The following is a 19,977-nucleotide window of genomic DNA, read 5'->3' as shown; positions in this document are numbered from 1 at the left end:
GACGTGTGTCCCGCGCTCAACAGATGAGTGACCGCATCCTCGACGCCGCGCTCGACCTGATGCGATCTCGCGGCTCCGTCGCCGTCAACATCGAGGCGGTCGCCGAGACCACCGGTGTCGCGAAGACGACGATCTACCGGCGCTACCGCAACCGCTCCGAGCTGCTGACCGCCGCGGTGGCTCGTGCCATGGAGACGCCGGTCCAGATCCCGGAGGACCTCCCGACCTACGAGACCTTCACCTGGCTGCTCCACGAGGCCCGGACGATGATCGAGGATGTGGTAGGGCGCGGAACGATCGCGTCGATCCTGCTCCAGGACGATCCGGAGTTCTCGACCCTGCTCCGCGACCTCACGAGGAACCGGGCGCGCGCATTGTCCAACCTCGTCGACGAACGCATCGCCACCGGCGATCTGAAGCCCGGACTCGATGGCCGCCTCGTCGCGACCCTCCTCCTCGGCGCGGTCCTCGGACAGCTCGTCCGCGGCGCCGACATGGACGACGACTGGGCGGACCAGGTCCTGTCCGTCCTCTGGCCGGCACTGGCCGCATGACGCGAGGCAGCACCCCGCCGCACGCTGCGGTGATCTACAACCCGACGCGCATCCAGCTCGAGCGCGTGACGAGGCTCGTCGACGCCGCCGCCGCCGAGGCCGGCTGGGGCCCGACGAGCTGGATCCCGACCCGTGAGCGGTCGACCGCGGTCGACCAGGTCGCGGAGGCGCTCGGAGACGGCGCGTCGCTCGTGATCGCCGCCGGCGGCGACGGGACGGTCCGCGAGGTGGCAGGGGCGATGCGTCACACGCGGACGCCGTTCGCCGTCGTCCCCGTCGGCACCGCGAACCTCTTCGCCCGGAACGCCGGGATCCCGATCGACACGGCCACCGCGGTGCGGGCCGCGTTCGCCGGGGAGGACCGGAGCGTCGACGTCGGGGTCATCGAATATCGGAACCCCGACGGCGTCCGGCGCAGCACCCCGTTCCTCGTCATGTCGGGCTTCGGCGTCGACGCGGACATGGTGGCCTACGCCGACCCCGTCCTGAAGCGCCGCTTCGGCTGGATCGCCTACGTCGTGCCGATCATCCGCGGGCTCTTCCGCCGCGACCGCCCTCGCGTCTCCTGGAAGGAGGACGGCGGACCGATCCGGAGCGGACGGACGCACACGATGTTCGTCGGGAACTGCGGCACGGTCTCGGCGGGCCTCGACGTCCTCCCCGACGCACTCCTCGACGACGGTGTACTCGACGTCCTGATGGTGCGGTCCCTCGAGGGGTGGGACGGGGTCCGGGTCACGCGCTGGCTGCACCGCGCGAACAATCCCGTCGCCCGGTTCTCCAAGGGCAGACGGACACGGGGCAGCCGCGTGCAGCCGAGTGCCGTCGAGACGGCCGGCTCCGCCGGAGGTGCGCTCCGCTACCTGCGCGTGCGACGGATCGACGTGACGGTCTCACCGCCCGCCGAGTTCCAGGCAGACGGCGACGGCATCGGCCTGGTCTCGGCGGCCAGGCTGACCGTCGACCCCGGTGCACTCATCGTCCGACTACCCGCGACGGCGGCGCGCTCGGGTCGGCTCCGGCCCTGAGCCCGCCCTTCGACAGGCTCAGGGACCGGAGGAACGGCTCAGGGACCGGAGGAACGGCTCAGGGACCGGAGACCGCGCATGGACCGGAGGAACGACTCAGTCCGCGAGGATCTTGCCGGGGTTGAAGTTCGAGCCGGGGTCAGCACTGTCGAAGAGGCCGCGCATGATCGCGACGCCCTCGGTCGAGATGTCCTGTTCCATCCACGGCGAGTGCTCGACACCGACCGCGTGGTGGTGCGAGAGGGTGCCACCGTGGTCGACGAACGCCTGCTGGATCGCCGACTTGACCTGCTCGTACTCGCCGATCGGGTCGTCGCCGGTGATGAACGCGAAGGTGAAGTACAGGCACGCGCCGGAGTGGTACGAGTGCGAGAGGTGGCACATGATCCACCCGTGCACCCCGAGCTTGTCGTACGCGGCGTTGGCGGCGTCGTTCGCGGCGTCGTAGACCTCCTGCAGCCGAGACCAGGGCGCTGCGGTCTCCGAGACGTCGGCCGCGGCTCCGCGGTCGAGGAGGAAGTCGCGCAGGTACGGGGTGTCGAACTTCTTCTGGTCGTAGAGGGCACCGGGGCCCTTGCCGACGCCGATGCCGCCGTGCTTCCGGACGATCGAGCCGACGAGGCCCTTCTCGTATCGCACATGGGACGCGCTGCCCTCGTAGCCGATGAAGGAGAGGCACAGCTGCTCGAGATCCCAGCCTCTGGCTGTGAGCACCTTCATGAGGCCCTTGGTGACCTGCGCCGAGACGCCGGTGCTGGCCTTGCGGGTCGCGAGCGAGAAGCCGCTCTCCCGGGCGTTCGACACCCGGGTGACCGAGGGGCTGGCGTCGCTCTCCGCGATCTCGTGCATCGCCGCGAGCCCGGCCTCCCAGGTGGGGAAGAAGTAGCCGAGGACCTCGCGGACGGCGGGCGTCCGGTGGACCTGCACGGTGACCTCGGTGATGATGCCGAGTCGACCCTCGCTGCCGATGATCATCTCGCGGACGCTCGGGCCGGTCGACGCACTCGGGACGGGGCGGATCGCCACGATGCCGTTCGGGCGCACCATCCGCAGGCCCTTGGTGATGTCGGCGATGTCGCCGTACTTGTCGGACTGCATGCCCGAGGAGCGGGTCGCGACCCATCCGCCGAGCGTGGAGTGCGTGAAGCTGTCGGGGAAGTGGCCCATCGTCCACCCCTTGGCGCCCAGCTGCTCCTCGATCGAGGGGCCCTGCGCGCCGGCCTGGATGGTGGCGAGACCGGAGCCCTCGTCGATCGACAGGACGCGGTCGAGCCGGCCGAGGTCGAGCGAGATGATGACCCGCTCCTCCGTCGGCTGCGGGTCGAGCGAGCCGGCGATGTTGGTGCCACCGCCGAACGGGATGATCACGGCGTCTGTGGCGACGGCTGCAGCGACGACCGACGCGACTTCGGCCTCATCAGCCGGGTAGACGACGAGGTCGGGCGTGCGGGGCAGGTCGTTCGCGCGGATCCGGAGCAGGTCGCGGATGCTCTTGCCGTAGGTGTGGACGACGCGTTCCTGGTCGTCCGTGGTCACGTGCCCCTGACCGACGAGCGTCGAGAGCTCGGCGATGAACTCGTCGGACGCGCGCGATGCTGGGACGGTGAGCTCGTCGAAGCTGAGGTGTGCCTGCGCCGGCTTCCGGAGGTCGAGACCGACGGCCTGCTTCACGAACGGCGCGAAGTCTGGCTTGTTGCTGTGCTCGAAAGCGACCCCTTCGACTCCCCAGCCCCACCACTTCATGTGCTCCACAGACGTCATCCGGCTTCCTTTCGTGGTGTGTCGATCGAAACGTGTGCTCCCGGCTCGACCGAAGCGCGCAGCGCGACGATCTCGGCGACGACGCGGTCCATGAGCTGGACGGGCGTCTCGTTCGGCTGCGGGTGGATCGGTTGCCCGAAGACGACGCGCACCGGCGGTCGTCCGGGGACGGGCCAGTTGCGACCCTTCGGCATGGCGGAGTGGGTGCCGAGGACGGCCACCGGGAGGCAGGGGATGCCCTGGCGCGTGGCGAGTGCCGCGGCACCGGGCTTGAACCGGCCGAGCTCACCCGTCCGCGATCGGCCGCCCTCGGGGAAGATGAGGATCGGGACGCCGGCCTCGAGCAGCTCCCGTGACACGCCTGCACGCTTGCGGTCACCCGAGCGGTCGACCGGGAACGCGTTGAAGAAGAGGGCGGCGAAGATGCGGCGGGCGGGGACGTCGAAGAAGTAGTCGGCGGCGACACCGGCGGCGAGGTAGCGCGAGAGCCGACGCGGCATCGCCCCGACGACGAGCGGTGCATCGAGGTGCGACTGGTGGTTGGCGACGACGATGTACGGACCGCTCACGCCCGACAGGCGCTCGCGACCCGTCACCGTCACGCGGGTCAGCGACCAGACGAGCGGCTTCAACAGCAGACGCTGGGCGACGAACCGCGCGTTGGCGTGGAGGGAGGAGGTGAACCGCGGCTCTGCGGTCATCGGTGGGCTCCTGACTGGGCGGCGTTGGCGGCTCGACGGCTCGAGGACATCCGACCGGAGATCCACCGGATGGACGCACGGGGCGCGAACTTGACGAGGGCCATGAGGGCCTTGAAGCGGAAGCTCGGGATGGAGACGACGACCCCTCTCCCGGCGTCGCGGAGGGCGTCGGCGACGAGCCGGTCCACATCGATCCACAGACCTGACGGGATCGATCGGGTGCTGATGCCGGCGCGATCGTGGAACTCGGTGCGGACCCACCCGGGGCACAGGGCCGTGACGCGGACACCCGAGCCGGCGAGCTCGACCGCGAGCGCCTCGGTGTAGGTGGTGACGAACGCCTTCACCGCCGAGTAACCGCCGGTGGTGATGTACCCCGCCGTGCTCGAGACGTTGATGATGGTGCCGCGTCCGCGTTCCCGCATGGCGCGGGCCGCGGCGCCCGAAAGCGTGGCGACGCTCCGGCACATGACCTCGATCGCGGTGTCGAGCTCGCTCGTGTCGGAATCGGTGAGGCGGGCGTGCACCCCGAAACCGGCGTTGTTCACGACGACCTCGATCGGCGACGCCTGATCCTCGATCCGTGCGGCGAGTCTCGCGACGTCGGCGCGGTCCGAGAGGTCGGCACTGATCACCTCGACGGTGCGACCGGTCGCGCGCAGCCGCTCGGCCGATCGCTCGAGCCGCCCGACGTCACGGGCGACGAGCACCAGGTCGAAGCCCCGTCCGGCGAGCGCCGTGGCGAACGCGGCACCGATGCCGGACGTCCCACCGGTGACGAGAGCTGTAGCCATGGGGATCAGAATACGCTACGCGTTGCGTATCGTTGCAAGCTACAGTGATGAGGTCGGATCGTCACGGAACGGAGACGCCATGGTGAACCGGGATTCGCCGCGCGGAACAGCACCCGCGGCCCTCGAGCACGCGGAGCAGGAGAGCGCCATGCTGCGGCCTGCCCACGGGTTCAGCGTCCGCGACTACGCGAAGTCCGCCGTCGGCAGTCGTCGCAAGGAGATCGACGCCGCGGCCTTCGCCGAGACGCCGCTGAGTGCTGAGACGGTCGCACTGCTCCGCGCCCTGTCGGACATCGAGCGCGCGACCATGCAGTACCTCCGCGGGGTGCTCGTCACCCCCACCCATAAGGACGCCAGAGTCACCGCGTTCCTGATCACCTGGGCGTACGAGAAGTACTGGATCACCGACACCCTCGACACCGTGCTCAAGGCGAACGGGACCCCGCGCGACAAGACGCGTTCGACGGGTCTCCGCCGCACCGTCCACGGCGTGCGCGACCGCTTCGCGCCCATCGGCCAGGCCCTCATCGCGAACGTGCTCGGCGAGGACATCATCGCCTGGCACATGACGATCGGGACGATCGACGACCTCATCACCCACGCGGCCTACCGTGCGGTGCGCGAGCGCGAGCCGCACCCCGTGCTCGACCGCCTCGTCGACGAGATCCTCGAGACGAAGGCCAGGCACCTCGAGTTCTTCACCGCTCAGGCGAGTGACCGCCTCGCCACATCGCCCCGTGCGCAGGGAATCACCCGTCGCCGCATCCGGAACGCCGTGTGGCCCACAGGCTCCGATGCGAACGGCCCCCGACAGACGGCGCGGTTCGCCGCGCTCGTGTTCCGCAGCACCGCCACCTGGAGCGACCCCGCCGTCCTCGGCATCGACGCGTCGATCGACGCGCTGCCCGGTCAGTCGGGCCTCCATCTCGCCGCCAGACTTGCCCGCCGCGGACGCCGCGGCAGCCTCGAGGAGAACCGATGACCGACAACCCCACCCCAGACGCCGAACAGCCCGACGCTCAGGAGCCGGAGGCTCAGCAGCCCACCACCGCCCCGGATGCCCTCGACGGCGCGCACGTGCTCGTCACCGGCGGCACCGGCTTCCTCGGGCAGGCGGTGCTCGAGCGCCTGCTCGCCGATCACCCGACCACCCGCGTCAGCCTGCTCATCCGGAAGAAGGGGTCGGTCCGCGGGAGCGACCGTCTCCAGACCCTGCTCCGCAAGCCGGTGTTCAAGGCCTGGCGCGAACGCGTCGGCGCCGAAGCCGCTGCGGCGATCGTGGCCGAGCGCGTCAGTGTGATCGAGGGTGGCCTCGACGAGATGGCGCTGCCGGCCGACCTCGACGTCGTCATCCACAGCGCGTCGACCGTCTCCTTCGACCCGCCGATCGACGAGGCCTTCGCCACGAACGTCGGCGGCGCGACCACCCTGTACGCGGCGCTCGCGAAGAGCGGCGCGACCCCGCACGTCGTCCACGTCTCAACCGCCTACGTCGGCGGCACGCGGAAGGGCATCCAGCCGGAACGCAGCCTCGCGCACGACGTCGACTGGCGCGTCGAGGCCGAGGCCGCCCGCTCGGCACGCGTCCGCACCGAGGAGTCGTCCCGTCGTCCGGAGGTCCTGCGCAAGCTCATGCAGACCGCCCGTCGCGAGCACGGCAAGGCCGGCCCCCAGGCCGTCTCGAACGCCGCCGAGGCCGCACGCATCGCCTGGGTCGACGCCCGACTCGTCGCCCACGGCCGTGCACGCGCCGAGAGCCTCGGCTGGACCGACGTCTACACCTTCACGAAGGCGATGGCCGAGCGGGTCGCCGAACAGCGCTGGGCCGGCGAGGGAAACCGACTCTCCGTCGTGCGCCCGTCGATCATCGAGAGTGCACTCGCGCACCCGTTCCCCGGCTGGATCGACGGCTACAAGGTCGCCGACCCGCTGATCATCGCCTACGGGCGCGGACAGCTGCCCGACTTCCCGGGCCTCCCCGACAGCGTGCTCGACATCATCCCCGTCGACTTCGTCGTCAACGCGATCCTCGCAGCGGCCCAGACCCCGCCGGAGCCGGCTGCGGCGCGCTACTTCCACGTGAGCTCCGGAGCCAGCAACCCGCTGCCGTTCCACAAGATGTACGCGAACGTGCACAGCTACTTCACGGAGCACCCGATCCCGGCGGACGCCGGCGACATCAGCGTGCCGACCTGGAACTTCCCCGGCGGGCGTGCCATCGAGCGCTCCATCGACCGGCGGCAGAAGGCGACGACGGCTGCCGGCCGGGTCGTCTCCCACCTGCCGGCGAACGCGACCACCCGCGGGTGGCAGGACCGGATCCGCAAGGCGTCGAGCGACCTCGGCTCGCTCCGCGACTTCACCGGGCTCTACCGCTCCTACGTGCAGAGCGAGATCGTCTTCGACGACCAGCGCACCCGTGCCCTGCACGCCTCGCTGACGCCCGAGCAGCAGGCGGACCGCGGGTTCGACGTCACCACGATCGACTGGGACGACTACTTCCAGCGCATCCACTTCCCCGCCGTCACGACCCTGACCCGCGCCTTCGCCAACCGCAAGGCGGGCGCCGCGAAGCAGCAGAAGATCCTGCCCGTGCGCGACGACGTCCTCGCGGTGTTCGACCTCGAGGGCACGGTGCTCGCCTGGAACCTCATCGAGCAGTACCTCTGGCTGCGGCTCGCCGCGACCTCGCGGTCGCGCTGGCCCATCGAAATCGCCGCGCTCGGCGCGTCCATGCCGGGGTACATCGGTGCTGAACTCCGCGACCGCGGTGAGTTCATCCGCACGTTCATGCGTCGCTACGAGGGCGTCGACGTGGCGCAGCTCGAGAAGATCGTCCGGGGCGGCTTCGGCAAGGCCGTCCGGTCCCGCCTCCTCCCCCAGGCGCTCGAGCAGATCGCCGCGCACCGGGCAGCCGGTCACCGGACGATCCTCGTCACCGGCACCATCGACCTCATGACGGCTCCGCTCGAGCCGTTCTTCGACGAGGTCGTGGCCGGGGCGATGCACGCCGAGAACGGACGCCTCACGGGTTACCTCGACAGCCCGCCGCTCGTCGACGAAGCGCGCGGCGCCTGGCTCACGCAGTACGCCGAGCAGCACGGCATGGACCTCGCGCACTCCTACGGCTACGGCGACTCCCATGCGGACGCCGCCTGGCTGCAGCTGGTCGGGAACCCGGTCGCTGTCAACCCCGACCACACCCTGTACAAGCTGGCGCAGGCCGGCCGGTGGACGGTGCGAGAATGGGCACGAACCACCGGAGGCATCCGCTCCGAAGACGAACTGACCCGCGCACCGCGCCCCGCACAGCCGAGAGGAGAGCGGACGGCCGAGGACACGATCCCCGACCGCCCCACCGCACATGGCGTTTGACATCGACAAGTTCACCGAGACGAGTGTCTCGGTGAACTGGAGTGACCTCGACTTCGACGAATTCAAGACGAACCCGCTCCCCGCTTCCACCCTGCGCAGCCTGCGCTACATGTGCGACATCGAGTACCACACGGTCTGCTATCTGCGCGACATGCTCATGACGCCGTCCCACGAGGACGACGACGTCGGCGCGTTCATGACGATGTGGAACCGTGAAGAGTTCTGGCACGGGGAGGCGCTCGCCGCCGTCCTCGCCGCCCACGACATCACGGTCGACTTCGACGAGCTCAAGGCGACGCGCCTGAAGCTCGGCTGGAAGGACCGCCTCGACCCCATCAAGCAGTCGATCCTCGGCAACCTCGTGGGCACCGACTTCATCGCGGTGCACATGAGCTGGGGCGCGGCGAACGAGTGGTCCGCGACCGCCGCGTACACCCGCCTCGCGCAGTTGGAGCGGCACCCGGTGCTCTCGGTGCTCCTCAAGCGGATCGCGAAGCAGGAGACGCGTCACGTGGCGTTCTACGCGAGCCAGGCCAAGGCACGCCTGGAGTCGTCGAAGAGTGCACGTCGACTCACCCGCTTCCTGCTCCGTAAGGTGTGGGGCCCCGTCGGCTCGGGCGTCATGCCCGACTCCGAGGTCACGCACGTGATGGGCCACCTCTTCGGCGACGAGGACGGCCTGGCCGAGGTGCGCCGCATCGACGGGCACATCGCCAAGCTCCCCGGCATGGAGGGGCTCACGATCATCGAGAACTCGCTCCGCGTGCGCGGCGTCGCGGCCTGAACCGCGCCACCTCGCACAGCAGCCCCGGTCGGATCTCCGACCGGGGCTGCTTCGTGTCGTGCGGGCCGCGTCTCAGCTCTGCGAGACGATACGGGCGCCGTGGACCGGTCCGTGGGCACGGATGACCTTCAGCCCGGACGAGGCGAGCGTCACCTGCAGTTCGACGGCGTCGTCGGTGTCGGCAGCCAGGAAGGCGATCGTCGGCCCGGAGCCGGAGACGAGGCTGCCGAGGGCGCCCTGGGAGTCGCCGAACTCGAGCACCTCGCCCAGCACCGGGCGCAGCTGCAGCGCAGCGGCCTGCAGGTCGTTGTAGAGGACCTCGCCGAGGAGGTGGGCGTCGCCCGCCCGCAACGCCTGGAGCACCGCGGCGTCGACCGTCGGCTGGCGACCGGACGGAGAGATGTCGAGGATGTGCCGCGCCCGGTGGGCGTCGAGCTCCTGGTAGACCTGCGGGGTCGACATGCCGAAGTCGGCGAGGGCGAGCACCCACTCGAACTGCCCCTTGGCCAACGCACTGCTCAGTTGGTCGCCGCGGCCGGTGCCGACAGCGGTGCCGCCGAGCAGGGCGAAGGGCACGTCGGCGCCGAGGCGTGCCGCCAGCGCCAGGAGGTCGTCGCGGCTGCGTTCGGTCCCCCACAGGGCGTCACAGGCGAGCAGCGTGGCCGCGGCGTCGGCTGAGCCGCCGCCCATCCCGCCGGCGACCGGGACGTGCTTCTCGATCTCGAGCCGGACACCGCCGCGGTACCCGGTCCGCCTCGCGAGGGCCTTCGCGGCGCGGATGGCGAGGTTGCTCGTGTCGGTCGGCACACCCGACACGTCCACCGAGCCGGAGAACGACACACTGAAGTCGTCGGCCGGGTACGCGTGCACGTCCTCGTACAGCGAGATCGCCTGGTACGCGGTCGCGACGTCGTGGTAGCCGTCGTCCATCACTTCGCCGACTTTGAGGAAGACGTTGATCTTCCCAGGTGCTCGCACGTGGACGTGCTTGAGGATGGCCTCGGTGGTCATTGTTCCAAGTTAGTCGATCGAGCAGGCGCCTCAGACCGCGTCACTTGTCGGAGGAGTCCGCCCAGATGTTGACGTCGGCGCCCTCCGCGAGTCGGTCGATCTCCTCGAGCTCCTCGGTCGTGAACGCGGGGCCGTCGAGCGCCGCCAGGTTCTCGTCCAGTTGCTCGGGGCGGGAGGCGCCGATGAGGGCGGAGGTGATCGCGGGGTTGTTCAGGACCCAGGCGAGCGACATCTGCGCGAGGGTCTGCCCGCGCTCCACGGCGATGTCGTTGAGGGACCGGAGGCGGGTCGCCATCTCCTCGCTCACCTGCCGGTCGGGCAGGGACGGACGGTTCGTCGCACGCTCGGCCGGGCCGTCGCCGAGGTACTTGTCGGTGAGCAGGCCCTGCGCGAGCGGCACGAAGGCGATCGCGCCGAGGCCGGTCTCGGTCAGCACCTCGGTGAGGCCGTCCTCGACCCAGCGGTTGAGGATCGAGTACGACGGCTGGTGGATCACGAGCGGCGTGCCGAGCTCGCGAGCGACGGCGTGTGCGGCGGCGGTCCGCTCGGCCGAGTACGACGAGATGCCGACGTACAGGGCCTTGCCGGAGCGCACGATCGCGTCGAGCGCGCCCACGGTCTCCTCGATGGGCGTGACCTCGTCGACCCGGTGCGAGTAGAAGACGTCGACGTAGTCGAGACCCATTCGCTCGAGCGACTCGTCGAGGCTCGCGGTCAGGTACTTCTTCGAACCGAAGTTGCCGTACGGGCCTGGCCAGAAGTCGTAGCCGGCCTTCGAGGAGATGATGAGCTCGTTGCGGTACGGACCGAAGTCCTCGCGCATCATCCGACCGAAGTTCGTCTCGGCGGAACCGTAGGGCGGGCCGTAGTTGTTCGCGAGGTCGAAGTGGGTGATGCCGTGGTCGAACGCGTGGCGCAGGAGCGCGCGCTGCCCGTCGAACGGCCGGTTGTCGCCGAAGTTGTACCAGAGGCCGAGCGAGATCGGCGGGAGGAAGAGCCCCGAGGTGCCGACCTGGCGGTAGTCGTTCCGCGCGTAGCGGTCGTCTGCCGCAGCGTACGGGCGGTGGATGTCGGGGACGTTCAGCGGGAATCGAGCATCAGCGGTCATGCGCCAACGTTATCGTCCCGCACGCACGATCGACAGGAAGTCGTGGACCGTGAGCTCCTCGCCGCGCGCCGTCGGTTTCACTCCGGCGGCCTCCATCTGCTCCGTCGCGGCCTGGGAGCTGCCGAGGACGCTCCCGAGAGCCTGCCGGAGCATCTTGCGACGCTGCTGGAACGCCGCGTCGATGAGCGCGAAGGTTTTGATGCGCTCCTCCTCGGTGCCGATGACGTCGGCGCGTCGCTCGAATCCGACGAGCACGGAGTCGACGTTCGGAATGGGCCAGAACACCTGGCGGCTCACCTGGCCGGCGATGCGCCACGCGCCGTACCAGGCGGCCTTCGCGCTCGGTGCGCCGTAGACCTTGCTCCCCGGGCCGGCGGCGAGTCGGTAGCCGACCTCGGCCTGCACCATGACGACACCGGCCGTCAGCGAGGTGAAGTGCTCCAGGAAGTGCAGGAGGACGGGCACGGAGATGTTGTACGGCAGGTTGGCGACGAGTCGGTTGGGCTGCGCCGGGAGTTCCTCGATGCGCATCGCGTCCTCGTGGACGACCGACAACCGGTCGATCATGCCCGGTGCCATCTCCCCCACGGTGAGCGGCAGCTGCTTGGCGAGCCGGCCGTCGATCTCGACGGCGACGACGCTCGCGTCGGCCTCGAGCAGTCCGAGCGTCAACGAGCCGAGGCCGGGGCCGATCTCGACCACGACGTCGCCCGGAGCGACGTGCGCGACCGACACGATCTTGCGGACGGTGTTCGCGTCGATGACGAAGTTCTGACCGAGCTTCTTCGTCGGCGTCACGTCCAGCAGGGTGGCGAGATCTCGGATCTCGGCGGGGCCGAGCAGGGCGACGGAGGCGGTCATCCCTCCAGTATCCCTGATCGGGGAGCCGGTCCTCGTCGGGCGACAGGCGCGAGGCTCTGTGACGGGCTCAGTGTCTCAGCCGGCCCAGGAGCCGTAGACGCGCTCGGTGTTCGTCGCGAGCTGCGTCGCGAACGCGGCGACGTCCTCACCCAGGTGCTCGGCCATGCCGCGCACCGTGTACGGGAGGAGGTACGGCGCGTTCGGCCGACCGCGGAACGGGGCGGGCGTGAGGTAGGGCGCGTCGGTCTCGACCATGATCAGCTCGCGGGGCATGATCGCGAGCGCCTCACGCAGCGGTGCGGCGTTCTTGAACGTGACCGTCCCGGCGAAGGAGGCGTACCAGCCGTGCTCGGCGCACAGCTCGGCGAGCTCCGGGCCGCCCGAGAAACAGTGGAAGACGGTGCGTTCCGGAGCGCCCACTCGGAGGAGCGTCTCGACGACCTCGTCGTGGGCGTCGCGATCGTGGATCTGCAGTGCGACACCGTGGCGCTTCGCGATGGCGATGTGCGCTTCGAACGATGCGAACTGCGCCGCGCGGCCGTCCTCCTCGGTGCGGAAGAAGTCGAGGCCGGTCTCGCCGACGGCGCGGACGCGAGGCTCCGCCGCCAGACGGTCGATCTCGGCCAGCGCCTCGTCCAGGGTGCCCGCGCGGTCGAGGTCCGGTGCGTCGTTGGGGTGGATCGCGACCGCCGCGAGCACGCGGGGGTCACGAGCGGCGATCGCCGCCGACCAACGGGAGGTCTCGACGTCGGTGCCGACCTGCACGATGCCGCGGACCCCGACGGAGGCCGCGCGGTCCAAGTGCTCCGACGGGGTCAGCGGGGCGTCGCCGTCGGCATGCTCGAGGTGCGTGTGGTTGTCGTAGACCGCGACCGGCAGCGCCTCAGGAACCTCGGGGTAGCTCAGCTGCTTCCGCTCCCCCGCTTCGCGCTGCCGCAGGTGCGGTGTGGCGGCCGGATCCGGCGCGACGCCCCCGCTCATTCGGCGACGGCCTCGATCCGCGGGAACAGGGGCTCGAGCCCTGCCACCGAGGTGCCGGCGGGCAGCTGCCCCCAGGTGCCGACATCGCCGATGCGCTGTGCGCCGAGCTCGCCGAGGGCGGCTTCAGCGCCGAGGGCGGACCACAGCTTGGTGGTCGCCTTCGGGACGAAGGGGTGGAGCAGGACCGACAGGGCGCGCAGGCCCTCGACCGCCGTGGCGAGCACGGTGCCGAGCCGCTCCCGCTTGGCCTCGTCCTTCGCGAGTGCCCACGGCTCCTGCTCGGTGATGTAGCCGTTCAGCTCGTCGACGATCCGCCAGATGGCCGCGAGCGCGTCCTGGATGGCTAGGCGCTCGATCGCGGCGTCGGCGTCCGCAGCCGCCCGGGCGACCGTCTCCTGGATGGCCACGTCGGCCGGTTCGGCAGGGCCGCTTGCCGGCACGACGCCGTCGAAGTACCGCGTCACCATGGCGAGCACGCGCGACGCGAGGTTGCCGAAGCCGTTCGCGAGCTCCGCCTGGTACCGCGCGGAGAGGTCCTCCCAGCTGAACGAACCGTCCTGCCCGAAGGCGATGGCGCGCATGAAGTAGTAGCGGAACGCGTCGGAGCCGAAGGTGTCGGTGATCTCACTCGGTGCGATACCGGTGAGCTTCGACTTCGACATCTTCTCGCCGCCGACGAGCAGCCAGCCGTGACCGAAGACCCGCTTCGGGACCTCGAGCCCGGCGGCCATGAGCATGGCCGGCCAGATGACCGCGTGGAACCGCAGGATGTCCTTGCCGACGATCTGCGTGGCGGGCCAGCGCTCGGCGAACGCCTCCTCGTCGGAGCCGTACCCGGCGGCGGTGATGTAGTTGAGCAGGGCGTCGAACCACACGTAGACGACGTGGCTCTCGTCCCACGGGACCTTGATGCCCCAGTCGAAGGTCGAGCGGGAGATGGACAGGTCTTTGAGCCCCTGGCGCACGAACTGGATGACCTCGTTGCGCGCCGACTCCGGCTGCACGAACTCCGGTCGCTCCTCGTAGAGGGCCAGCAGGCGCTCGGCGAAGTCGCTCATGCGGAAGAAGTAGTTGCTCTCCTGGAGCAGTTCGACCGGCTTCGAATGGATCGCGCACACCAGCTGCCCGACGTACTCACCGGTGCCCTGCACGAGGTCGCTCTCCTGCTTGTACTCCTCACAGCCGACGCAGTAGTACCCCTCGAACTCACCGGTGTAGATGAAGCCGGCGTCGTACAGGCGCTGGAGGAAGAGCTGGACGTTCTGTTCGTGCCGCACGTCCGTCGTGCGGATGAAGTCGTCGTTCGAGATGTCGATCGTGTCGAGCAGCGGGTACCAGGACTCGCTCACGAGCTTGTCGGCCCACTCCTTCGGCGTCACGCCGTTCGCGGTCGCCGTGCGCAGGATCTTCTGGCCGTGCTCGTCGGTCCCGGTCAGGAACCAGGTGCGGTCGCCGGCCTGACGGTGCCAGCGCGCGAGGACGTCCGCGGCCACCTCCGTGTAGGCGTGCCCGATGTGCGGGGCATCGTTGACGTAGAAGATGGGCGTGGTGATGTAGAACGAGGTGCCGTCGGCCATGGGGTCAATCCTAGGACGAGCGGGCGTGGCCACCGTGCCTGTTACGGCGCGGGACGCACCTGCGCGTCCGGCGACGCTTTCGGAGGCCGGGCTGCGAGGGCCGCCTGGTACAGGTCGCGCTTCGAGAGGCCGGTGGCCTCGGCGACCTCGTTGGAGGCGTCCTTCAGGCGTGTGCCCGAGGCCACGAGCGCGAGTACCTGCTCGAGCGCGGTGGCCGGATCGGCCTCGACGGCCTCAGCACCGGCGATGACGATGCAGATCTCGCCCTTCACACCCCCGGACGCCCATTCGGCCAGTTCAGCGGCCGTCCCCCGCTTGACCTCCTCGAACAGCTTGGTGAGCTCCCGGCACACCGCCACGCGACGATCGGCTCCGAGCACGGAGGCGATGTCCTCGAGGGAGGAGGCGAGTCGGTTGGGCGATTCGAAGAACACCATCGTGCGCGGCTCGGTCGCGAGGGCTCGGAGGCTGCTGCGTCGGTCGCCCGGCTTCCGCGGGAGGAACCCCTCGAAGGTGAAGCGGTCGGTCGCGAGGCCGGACACGGCGAGCGCCGTCACGACCGCCGACGGCCCGGGGATCGCGGTGACCTGGACGTCTGCGGCCGCCGCCGCGTCGACGAGGTGGAAGCCGGGGTCGGACACGGTCGGCATGCCGGCGTCGCTGAGCACGAGGACGTCGGTCTCGCGGGCCAGTTCGACGATCTCGGCCGCGCGTTCGCGCTCGTTGTGGTCGTGCATGGCGATGAGCCGCGGCCGCGATTCCACACCGAGGGCGCGCAGCAGGTGGATGGCCGTCCGGGTGTCCTCGGCGACGATGACCTCCGCCGCGGCCAGCGCCTCCCGGAGTCGTGGCGACGCATCGCCGAGGTTGCCGATGGGGGTCGCTCCGAGGATGATCACCGGACCAGTCTCCCATCCGGTCGGGGTGGTTAGATGAGACGGTGTCGGTCGATCTTCTGGAAGCCCCTGTGACGGGATCCCGCCTCGACCGCTGGTGGGAGCGGATGCTCCGCACCGAGCGCCGCCGGAAGCTCTGGATCTGGGGCGGCCCAGCCGCCGTGACGCTCCTCGCGTTCGTGCTGCGGTTCTGGAACCTCGGTCACCCGCACTCGCTCGTCTTCGACGAGACCTTCTACGTGAAGGACTCGTGGTCGCTGTGGCTGAACGGCTACGAGAGCACCTGGCCGGACGGGGCCGACGAGGGCTTCGCGAACGGCGACGCGGGCAGCCCGAGCACGAATCCCTCCTACGTCGTGCACCCACCACTCGGCAAGTGGCTGATCGCGCTCGGCATCGCCGTGTTCGGCATCGACGACAGCACCGGGTGGCGCATCTCCACCGTGATCGCCGGAACGCTCGCGGTCCTGCTCGTCACGCTCATCGCCAAGCGGTTGTTCACCTCGTCGATCCTCGCCGTCCTGGCCGGGTTCCTGTTCGCGATCGACGGGCACGCGATCGTCATGGCCCGGGTCTCGCTGCTCGACAACTTCGTGATGTTCTTCGTGCTCGCGGGATTCGGCGCGATCCTGTTGGACCGGTCGTGGCACGCGTCACGCCTGGCGGCGAAGGTCGCGTCCGCCCGGGCGAGGGGCGCCGATCCGGCCTGGGGTCCCGTCCTCTGGTGGCGGCCATGGCTGCTCGCCGCAGGGGTCGCGTTCGGCGCGGCCACCGCGGTCAAGTGGAACGGACTGTACTTCCTCGCCGCGTTCGGCGTGTACGTGATCGTCACGGATCTCCTGCTCCGACGCCGACTGGGCCTCACCCTGTGGGCGAGCGCGGCGGTCCTCAAGCAGGGCCCCGTGTCCTTCGTGACCCTCGTCCCCGTGGCCGCCGTCGTGTACCTCGCCAGCTGGACCGGGTGGATCAGGACGTCCGGCGGGTACGACCGCCAGTGGGCGGACGCGGTGGGGAACGCCTGGACCGGGACCTTCGCGTGGGTCCCCCACTGGTTCCAGAGCCTCCTGCACTACCACCAGAGCGCCTACAGCTTCCACGTCGGCCTCAGCACCCCGCACCCCTACGCCGCGAACCCGCTCGGCTGGCTGCTCATGATCCGGCCGACGAGCATGTACTACCAGTCCCCCGCCACCGGGACCGACGACTGCGCGTGGGACGCCTGCTCCTCCGCGATCACCTCGATCGGCAACCCGCTCATCTGGTGGGGCGCCGCCGTCGCGCTCGGGTACTGCGTCTACCGGCTCGTCCGGTACCGCGAGTGGCAGGTCGGGCTCATCGTCCTCGGGGTCGCAGCGGGGTACCTGCCCTGGCTGCTCTACCTGAACCGGACGGTGTTCCAGTTCTACACGATCGTCTTCGAGCCGTACCTCATCCTGGCGCTCGTCTTCGCGATCGGGAAGATCCTCGGGTCCCGCGACGACCCGGAGGAACGACGGTTCGCCGGCGTCGGCGTCATCGGGGTGTTCGTGACCATCACGACGCTGTTGAGCATCTTCTGGTATCCGCTCTGGACCGCCATCACCGTGCCCTACTGGTTCTGGCACCTGCACGCCTGGTTGCCGTCATGGGTGTGACGGGAGGCCGACGATGAAGGCGCTCCCAGGGGTGCTCGTCGCCGGTGCAGCGGCGCTCGCCGCCCTGGGCCTCCACACCCTCCTGCCGGTCGTCCCGCTGCTGACCGCGAGCGTCCTGCTCGGCATGGTGGTGGGCCAGCTCCCCGCGTTCCAGCGGCTCGCGGCGGGCGTCCTGAAGCCGGGACTCGGCATGAGCGCGAAACGGTTCATGCGGATCGGTGTCGTCCTGCTGGGGCTGAAGCTGAGCCTCGTCGACATCGCCGGCCTGGGGTGGGTCACGCTCGCCACCACGGTCGCGATCGTCGTCGTCACCTTCTTCGTCACCCTCTGGCTCGGCCGGAGACTCGGGCTCGCGGGCCCCGAACCGCTCCTCATCGCCACGGGCTTCTCCATCTGCGGCGCCTCCGCCATCGGCGCGATGAGCGGCGTCGTGAAGGCGAAGGACGAGGAGCAGGCGACGCCCGTCGCGCTCGTCACCCTCTGCGGGACCCTCGCGATCTTCGTCCTCCCGGCACTCCGCGGCCCACTCGGGCTCAGTGACGAGCAGTTCGGCCACTGGGTGGGGGCGAGCGTGCACGACGTGGGTCAGGTCGTCGCGACCGCCCAGATCGCCGGCACGAGCGCACTCGCGATCGCCGTCGTCGTCAAGCTGACCCGCGTCGTGCTCCTCGCCCCCATGGTCGCCGCCGCCGCGATGATCGAGCGCCGCCGACTCCTGGCGGTGTCGGCCGGCGCCGGTGCTCAGGTCGATGCCGACGGGACCGCGACCGCAGCCCGACCGCCGATCGTCCCGCTGTTCGTCGCGGGCTTCATCGCCGCGGTCCTCGTCCGCACCGTGCTCCCGGTGCCCGAGCTCGTCCTCGACGTCGCCGACGGCGTGCAGACCGCACTGCTGGCGATGGCGCTCTTCGCACTCGGCGCCGCGATCCGCGTCCGCACGCTCGTCACCACCGGGTGGCGCGCGCTCGTCGTCGGGCTCGTCTCCTGGCTCCTCATCGCGGTGCTCGCGCTCGGAGCGGTGCACCTGGCCTGAGGAAGGCGTGCGTGCCCGACCAGCGCGGCTAGTGCTCGCCGCCCACGATCTTCAGGCCGATGACGCAGCCGATGAGCCCGAGGATGAGCAGCACCTTGACGACCGACAGCTGCTCGCCGCCGAAGGTCATGGCGTATCCGACGGTGAGCGCTGCGCCGATCCCGACCCAGACCGCGTAGGCGGTGCCCACCGGGATGTCGCGCATGGCCCAGGCGAGGCCGGCCATGCTGAGCACGAGCGCCCCCGCGAACGTCACGGTCGGCCAGAGCTTCGTGAAGCCCTCGGACTTGCCGAGCGCGGTGGCCCAGACGGCTTCCAGGACACCGGACGCGATGAGTACGATCCAAGACATGACGATCACTCCTCAGTGGTCAGTCTTGTCGCGTTCCGGGTACTGCGCCCTCGTCCGGCAGCCCGATGAGGGCTGTGTCCCACACGATACGCCGACGCCCTGGGCAGGCCCTGTGCAGTGCGGTCGAATGCGACGCAATGTTGCAGCACGGTGAAGCGCTCGACGGTGCTCCGGTAGCGTGAACGCATGGCAGATCGTGAGTATGGCTTCCGCACGCGTGCGATCCACGCGGGCAACATCCCCGACCAGGTGACCGGCGCACGGGCGCTGCCCATCTACCAGTCGAGCGCCTTCGTCTTCGACGACACCGCCGACGCCGCCGCGCGCTTCGCCCTGCAGAAGTACGGGAACATCTACTCCCGCCTCGCCAACCCGACGGTCGCGAGCTTCGAGGAGCGCATCGCCAGCCTCGAGGGCGGCCTCGGTGCCGTCGCGACCGCTTCCGGCCTCGCCGCGCAGTACATCACCTTCGCCTCGCTGGCCGGACAGGGCGACCACATCGTCGCCTCGGCCAACCTCTACGGCGGCTCGATCACGCAGCTCGACGTCACCCTCCGCCGGTTCGGCATCGAGACCACCTTCGTGCAGTCCTCCGACGCCGCCGACTACGCCGCCGCCATCCAGGAGAACACGAAGCTCGTCTTCGCCGAGACGGTCGCGAACCCCTCGGGCGAGATCGCCGACATCGAGGGCCTCGCCGACGTCGCGCACGCGCACGGCATTCCGCTCATCATCGACTCGACCATCGCGACGCCCTACCTCAACCGCCCGATCGAGTGGGGTGCCGACATCGTCACGCACTCGGCCACCAAGTTCCTCGGCGGCCACGGAACGACCCTCGGCGGTGTCGTCGTCGAGAGCGGGCGCTTCGACTGGAACACCGACAAGTTCCCCCTGTTCGGCCAGCCCGTCCCGAGCTACGGCGGCCTGCAGTGGTCGGGCAACTTCGGCGAGTACGCCTTCCTCACCCGGCTGCGCGCCGAGCAGCTCCGCGACATCGGTCCGGCGCTCGCACCGCACTCGGCCTTCCTCCTCGCCCAGGGCGTCGAGACGCTGCCGTTCCGGATCCAGGCCCACGTCGACAACGCGCGGATCGTCGCCGAGTGGCTCGACGCCGACCCGCGCATCGCCGCCGTCAACTGGGCCGGGCTCCCGGCCCACCCGCACCACGAGCGCGCGAACAAGTACCTGCCGAAGGGCCCGGGCTCGGTCTTCAGCTTCGAGGTGAAGGGTGGCCGTCAGGTCGGCCAGAAGCTCATCGAGTCCGTCGACCTCGCGAGCCACCTGGCGAACATCGGCGACGCGAAGACGCTCATCATCCACCCCGCATCGACGACGCACGCACAGCTGTCCGACCAGCAACTCGTCGACGCCGGTGTGCTGCCGGGCATCGTCCGGCTGAGCGTCGGTATCGAGGACCCTGACGACATCATCTACGACCTCGACCAGGCGCTCGCCGCAGCGGTGAAGGAGTAGTGGCATGAGCACTTCGACAAGCTCAGTGACCGGTGTGGACGCGACAGTGAC

Annotated in this window: 18 protein-coding genes and 1 riboswitch; of the genes, 8 read left to right on the top strand and 10 right to left on the bottom strand. The window is 69.9% G+C overall.

The window, feature by feature from the left end:
- Window positions 1–23: 23 nt before the first annotated feature.
- Together EAO79_RS10565 and EAO79_RS10560 are read left to right on the top strand one after the other, a co-directional pair.
- A complete protein-coding gene (locus EAO79_RS10565; protein ID WP_124768951.1) occupies window positions 24–554 on the top strand; it encodes a TetR/AcrR family transcriptional regulator in 531 nt (176 codons plus the stop codon).
- Window positions 551–1,582 carry a diacylglycerol kinase family protein gene (locus EAO79_RS10560; protein WP_124768950.1) on the top strand — a complete coding sequence of 344 codons (1,032 nt, stop codon included), beginning with the start codon at window positions 551–553 and terminating at the stop codon, window positions 1,580–1,582. Before EAO79_RS10565 ends, EAO79_RS10560 begins: the two co-directional genes overlap by 4 nt.
- A 96-nt stretch (window positions 1,583–1,678) precedes the next feature.
- Here the strand turns inward: EAO79_RS10560 and EAO79_RS10555 are convergent, their stop codons facing one another.
- The 3 genes from EAO79_RS10555 to EAO79_RS10545 are packed head-to-tail and all read right to left on the bottom strand — an operon-like array spanning window position 1,679 to window position 4,838.
- The gene (locus tag EAO79_RS10555; protein WP_124768949.1) at window positions 1,679–3,343 is read right to left on the bottom strand and encodes an FAD-binding oxidoreductase; all 1,665 of its coding nucleotides are present in this window, start codon (window positions 3,341–3,343) and stop codon (window positions 1,679–1,681) included.
- Window positions 3,340–4,044, bottom strand: a complete 705-nt coding sequence (locus EAO79_RS10550; RefSeq protein ID WP_124768948.1) for a 1-acyl-sn-glycerol-3-phosphate acyltransferase — start codon at window positions 4,042–4,044, stop codon at window positions 3,340–3,342. Before EAO79_RS10550 ends, EAO79_RS10555 begins: the two co-directional genes overlap by 4 nt.
- A complete protein-coding gene (locus tag EAO79_RS10545; protein WP_124768947.1) occupies window positions 4,041–4,838 on the bottom strand; it encodes an SDR family oxidoreductase in 798 nt (265 codons plus the stop codon). The genes EAO79_RS10550 and EAO79_RS10545 overlap by 4 nt, the downstream gene beginning before the upstream one ends.
- Window positions 4,839–4,917: 79 nt before the next feature.
- Here EAO79_RS10545 and EAO79_RS10540 point away from each other — a divergent pair, with 79 nt between their 5' ends.
- The 3 genes from EAO79_RS10540 to EAO79_RS10530 are packed head-to-tail and all read left to right on the top strand — an operon-like array spanning window position 4,918 to window position 8,997.
- Window positions 4,918–5,820, top strand: coding sequence for a hypothetical protein (locus EAO79_RS10540; protein ID WP_241160850.1), 903 nt, complete (start codon window positions 4,918–4,920; stop codon window positions 5,818–5,820).
- Window positions 5,817–8,213, top strand: a complete 2,397-nt coding sequence (locus EAO79_RS10535) for an SDR family oxidoreductase (protein WP_124768946.1) — start codon at window positions 5,817–5,819, stop codon at window positions 8,211–8,213. The genes EAO79_RS10540 and EAO79_RS10535 overlap by 4 nt, the downstream gene beginning before the upstream one ends.
- Window positions 8,203–8,997, top strand: a complete 795-nt coding sequence (locus tag EAO79_RS10530) for a ferritin-like domain-containing protein (protein ID WP_124768945.1) — start codon at window positions 8,203–8,205, stop codon at window positions 8,995–8,997. Before EAO79_RS10535 ends, EAO79_RS10530 begins: the two co-directional genes overlap by 11 nt.
- A gap of 72 nt (window positions 8,998–9,069) precedes the next feature.
- Here the strand turns inward: EAO79_RS10530 and EAO79_RS10525 are convergent, their stop codons facing one another.
- The 6 genes from EAO79_RS10525 to rsmI form a co-directional block, all read right to left on the bottom strand.
- On the bottom strand, window positions 9,070–10,008 hold the full coding sequence (locus EAO79_RS10525; RefSeq protein WP_064296493.1) for a 4-(cytidine 5'-diphospho)-2-C-methyl-D-erythritol kinase: 939 nt from the start codon (window positions 10,006–10,008) through the stop codon (window positions 9,070–9,072).
- A 40-nt stretch (window positions 10,009–10,048) separates the two neighbouring features.
- Entirely contained in the window at window positions 10,049–11,116 is a 1,068-nt protein-coding gene (gene mgrA, locus EAO79_RS10520; RefSeq protein WP_124768944.1) for an L-glyceraldehyde 3-phosphate reductase, read from the bottom strand.
- Window positions 11,117–11,125: 9 nt separating this feature from the next.
- Window positions 11,126–11,977 (bottom strand): 16S rRNA (adenine(1518)-N(6)/adenine(1519)-N(6))-dimethyltransferase RsmA, encoded by an 852-nt coding sequence (gene rsmA, locus EAO79_RS10515; RefSeq protein WP_124768943.1) that lies wholly within the window; start codon window positions 11,975–11,977, stop codon window positions 11,126–11,128.
- Between the two features lie 75 nt (window positions 11,978–12,052).
- Window positions 12,053–12,958 (bottom strand): TatD family hydrolase, encoded by a 906-nt coding sequence (locus EAO79_RS10510; RefSeq protein ID WP_124768942.1) that lies wholly within the window; start codon window positions 12,956–12,958, stop codon window positions 12,053–12,055.
- Window positions 12,955–14,535, bottom strand: a complete 1,581-nt coding sequence (gene metG / locus EAO79_RS10505; RefSeq protein ID WP_079001972.1) for a methionine--tRNA ligase — start codon at window positions 14,533–14,535, stop codon at window positions 12,955–12,957. The genes EAO79_RS10510 and metG overlap by 4 nt, the downstream gene beginning before the upstream one ends.
- A 41-nt stretch (window positions 14,536–14,576) precedes the next feature.
- Window positions 14,577–15,434 (bottom strand): 16S rRNA (cytidine(1402)-2'-O)-methyltransferase, encoded by an 858-nt coding sequence (gene rsmI / locus EAO79_RS10500; protein WP_124768941.1) that lies wholly within the window; start codon window positions 15,432–15,434, stop codon window positions 14,577–14,579.
- A 68-nt stretch (window positions 15,435–15,502) separates the two neighbouring features.
- On the opposite strand from rsmI, the gene EAO79_RS10495 reads away from it, so the two are divergent.
- On the top strand, window positions 15,503–17,065 hold the full coding sequence (locus EAO79_RS10495; protein WP_241160849.1) for a dolichyl-phosphate-mannose--protein mannosyltransferase: 1,563 nt from the start codon (window positions 15,503–15,505) through the stop codon (window positions 17,063–17,065).
- A gap of 13 nt (window positions 17,066–17,078) precedes the next feature.
- Window positions 17,079–18,098 (top strand): YeiH family protein, encoded by a 1,020-nt coding sequence (locus tag EAO79_RS10490; RefSeq protein WP_124768940.1) that lies wholly within the window; start codon window positions 17,079–17,081, stop codon window positions 18,096–18,098.
- A gap of 28 nt (window positions 18,099–18,126) precedes the next feature.
- Here the strand turns inward: EAO79_RS10490 and EAO79_RS10485 are convergent, their stop codons facing one another.
- A complete protein-coding gene (locus EAO79_RS10485) occupies window positions 18,127–18,450 on the bottom strand; it encodes a multidrug efflux SMR transporter (RefSeq protein ID WP_079003866.1) in 324 nt (107 codons plus the stop codon).
- Between the two features lie 14 nt (window positions 18,451–18,464).
- Window positions 18,465–18,528: riboswitch (guanidine-III (ykkC-III) riboswitch) on the bottom strand.
- Window positions 18,529–18,636: 108 nt separating this feature from the next.
- Here EAO79_RS10485 and EAO79_RS10480 point away from each other — a divergent pair.
- Window positions 18,637–19,926 carry an O-acetylhomoserine aminocarboxypropyltransferase/cysteine synthase family protein gene (locus EAO79_RS10480; protein WP_079705440.1) on the top strand — a complete coding sequence of 430 codons (1,290 nt, stop codon included), beginning with the start codon at window positions 18,637–18,639 and terminating at the stop codon, window positions 19,924–19,926.
- Window positions 19,927–19,977 lie beyond the last annotated feature (51 nt).

The sequence above is a fragment of the Plantibacter sp. PA-3-X8 genome (assembly GCF_003856975.1).
GTDB lineage: Bacteria > Actinomycetota > Actinomycetes > Actinomycetales > Microbacteriaceae > Plantibacter > Plantibacter auratus.
Note: the sequence above shows the minus strand (reverse complement) of the source record. Positions and strands in the feature narration are given on the sequence as shown.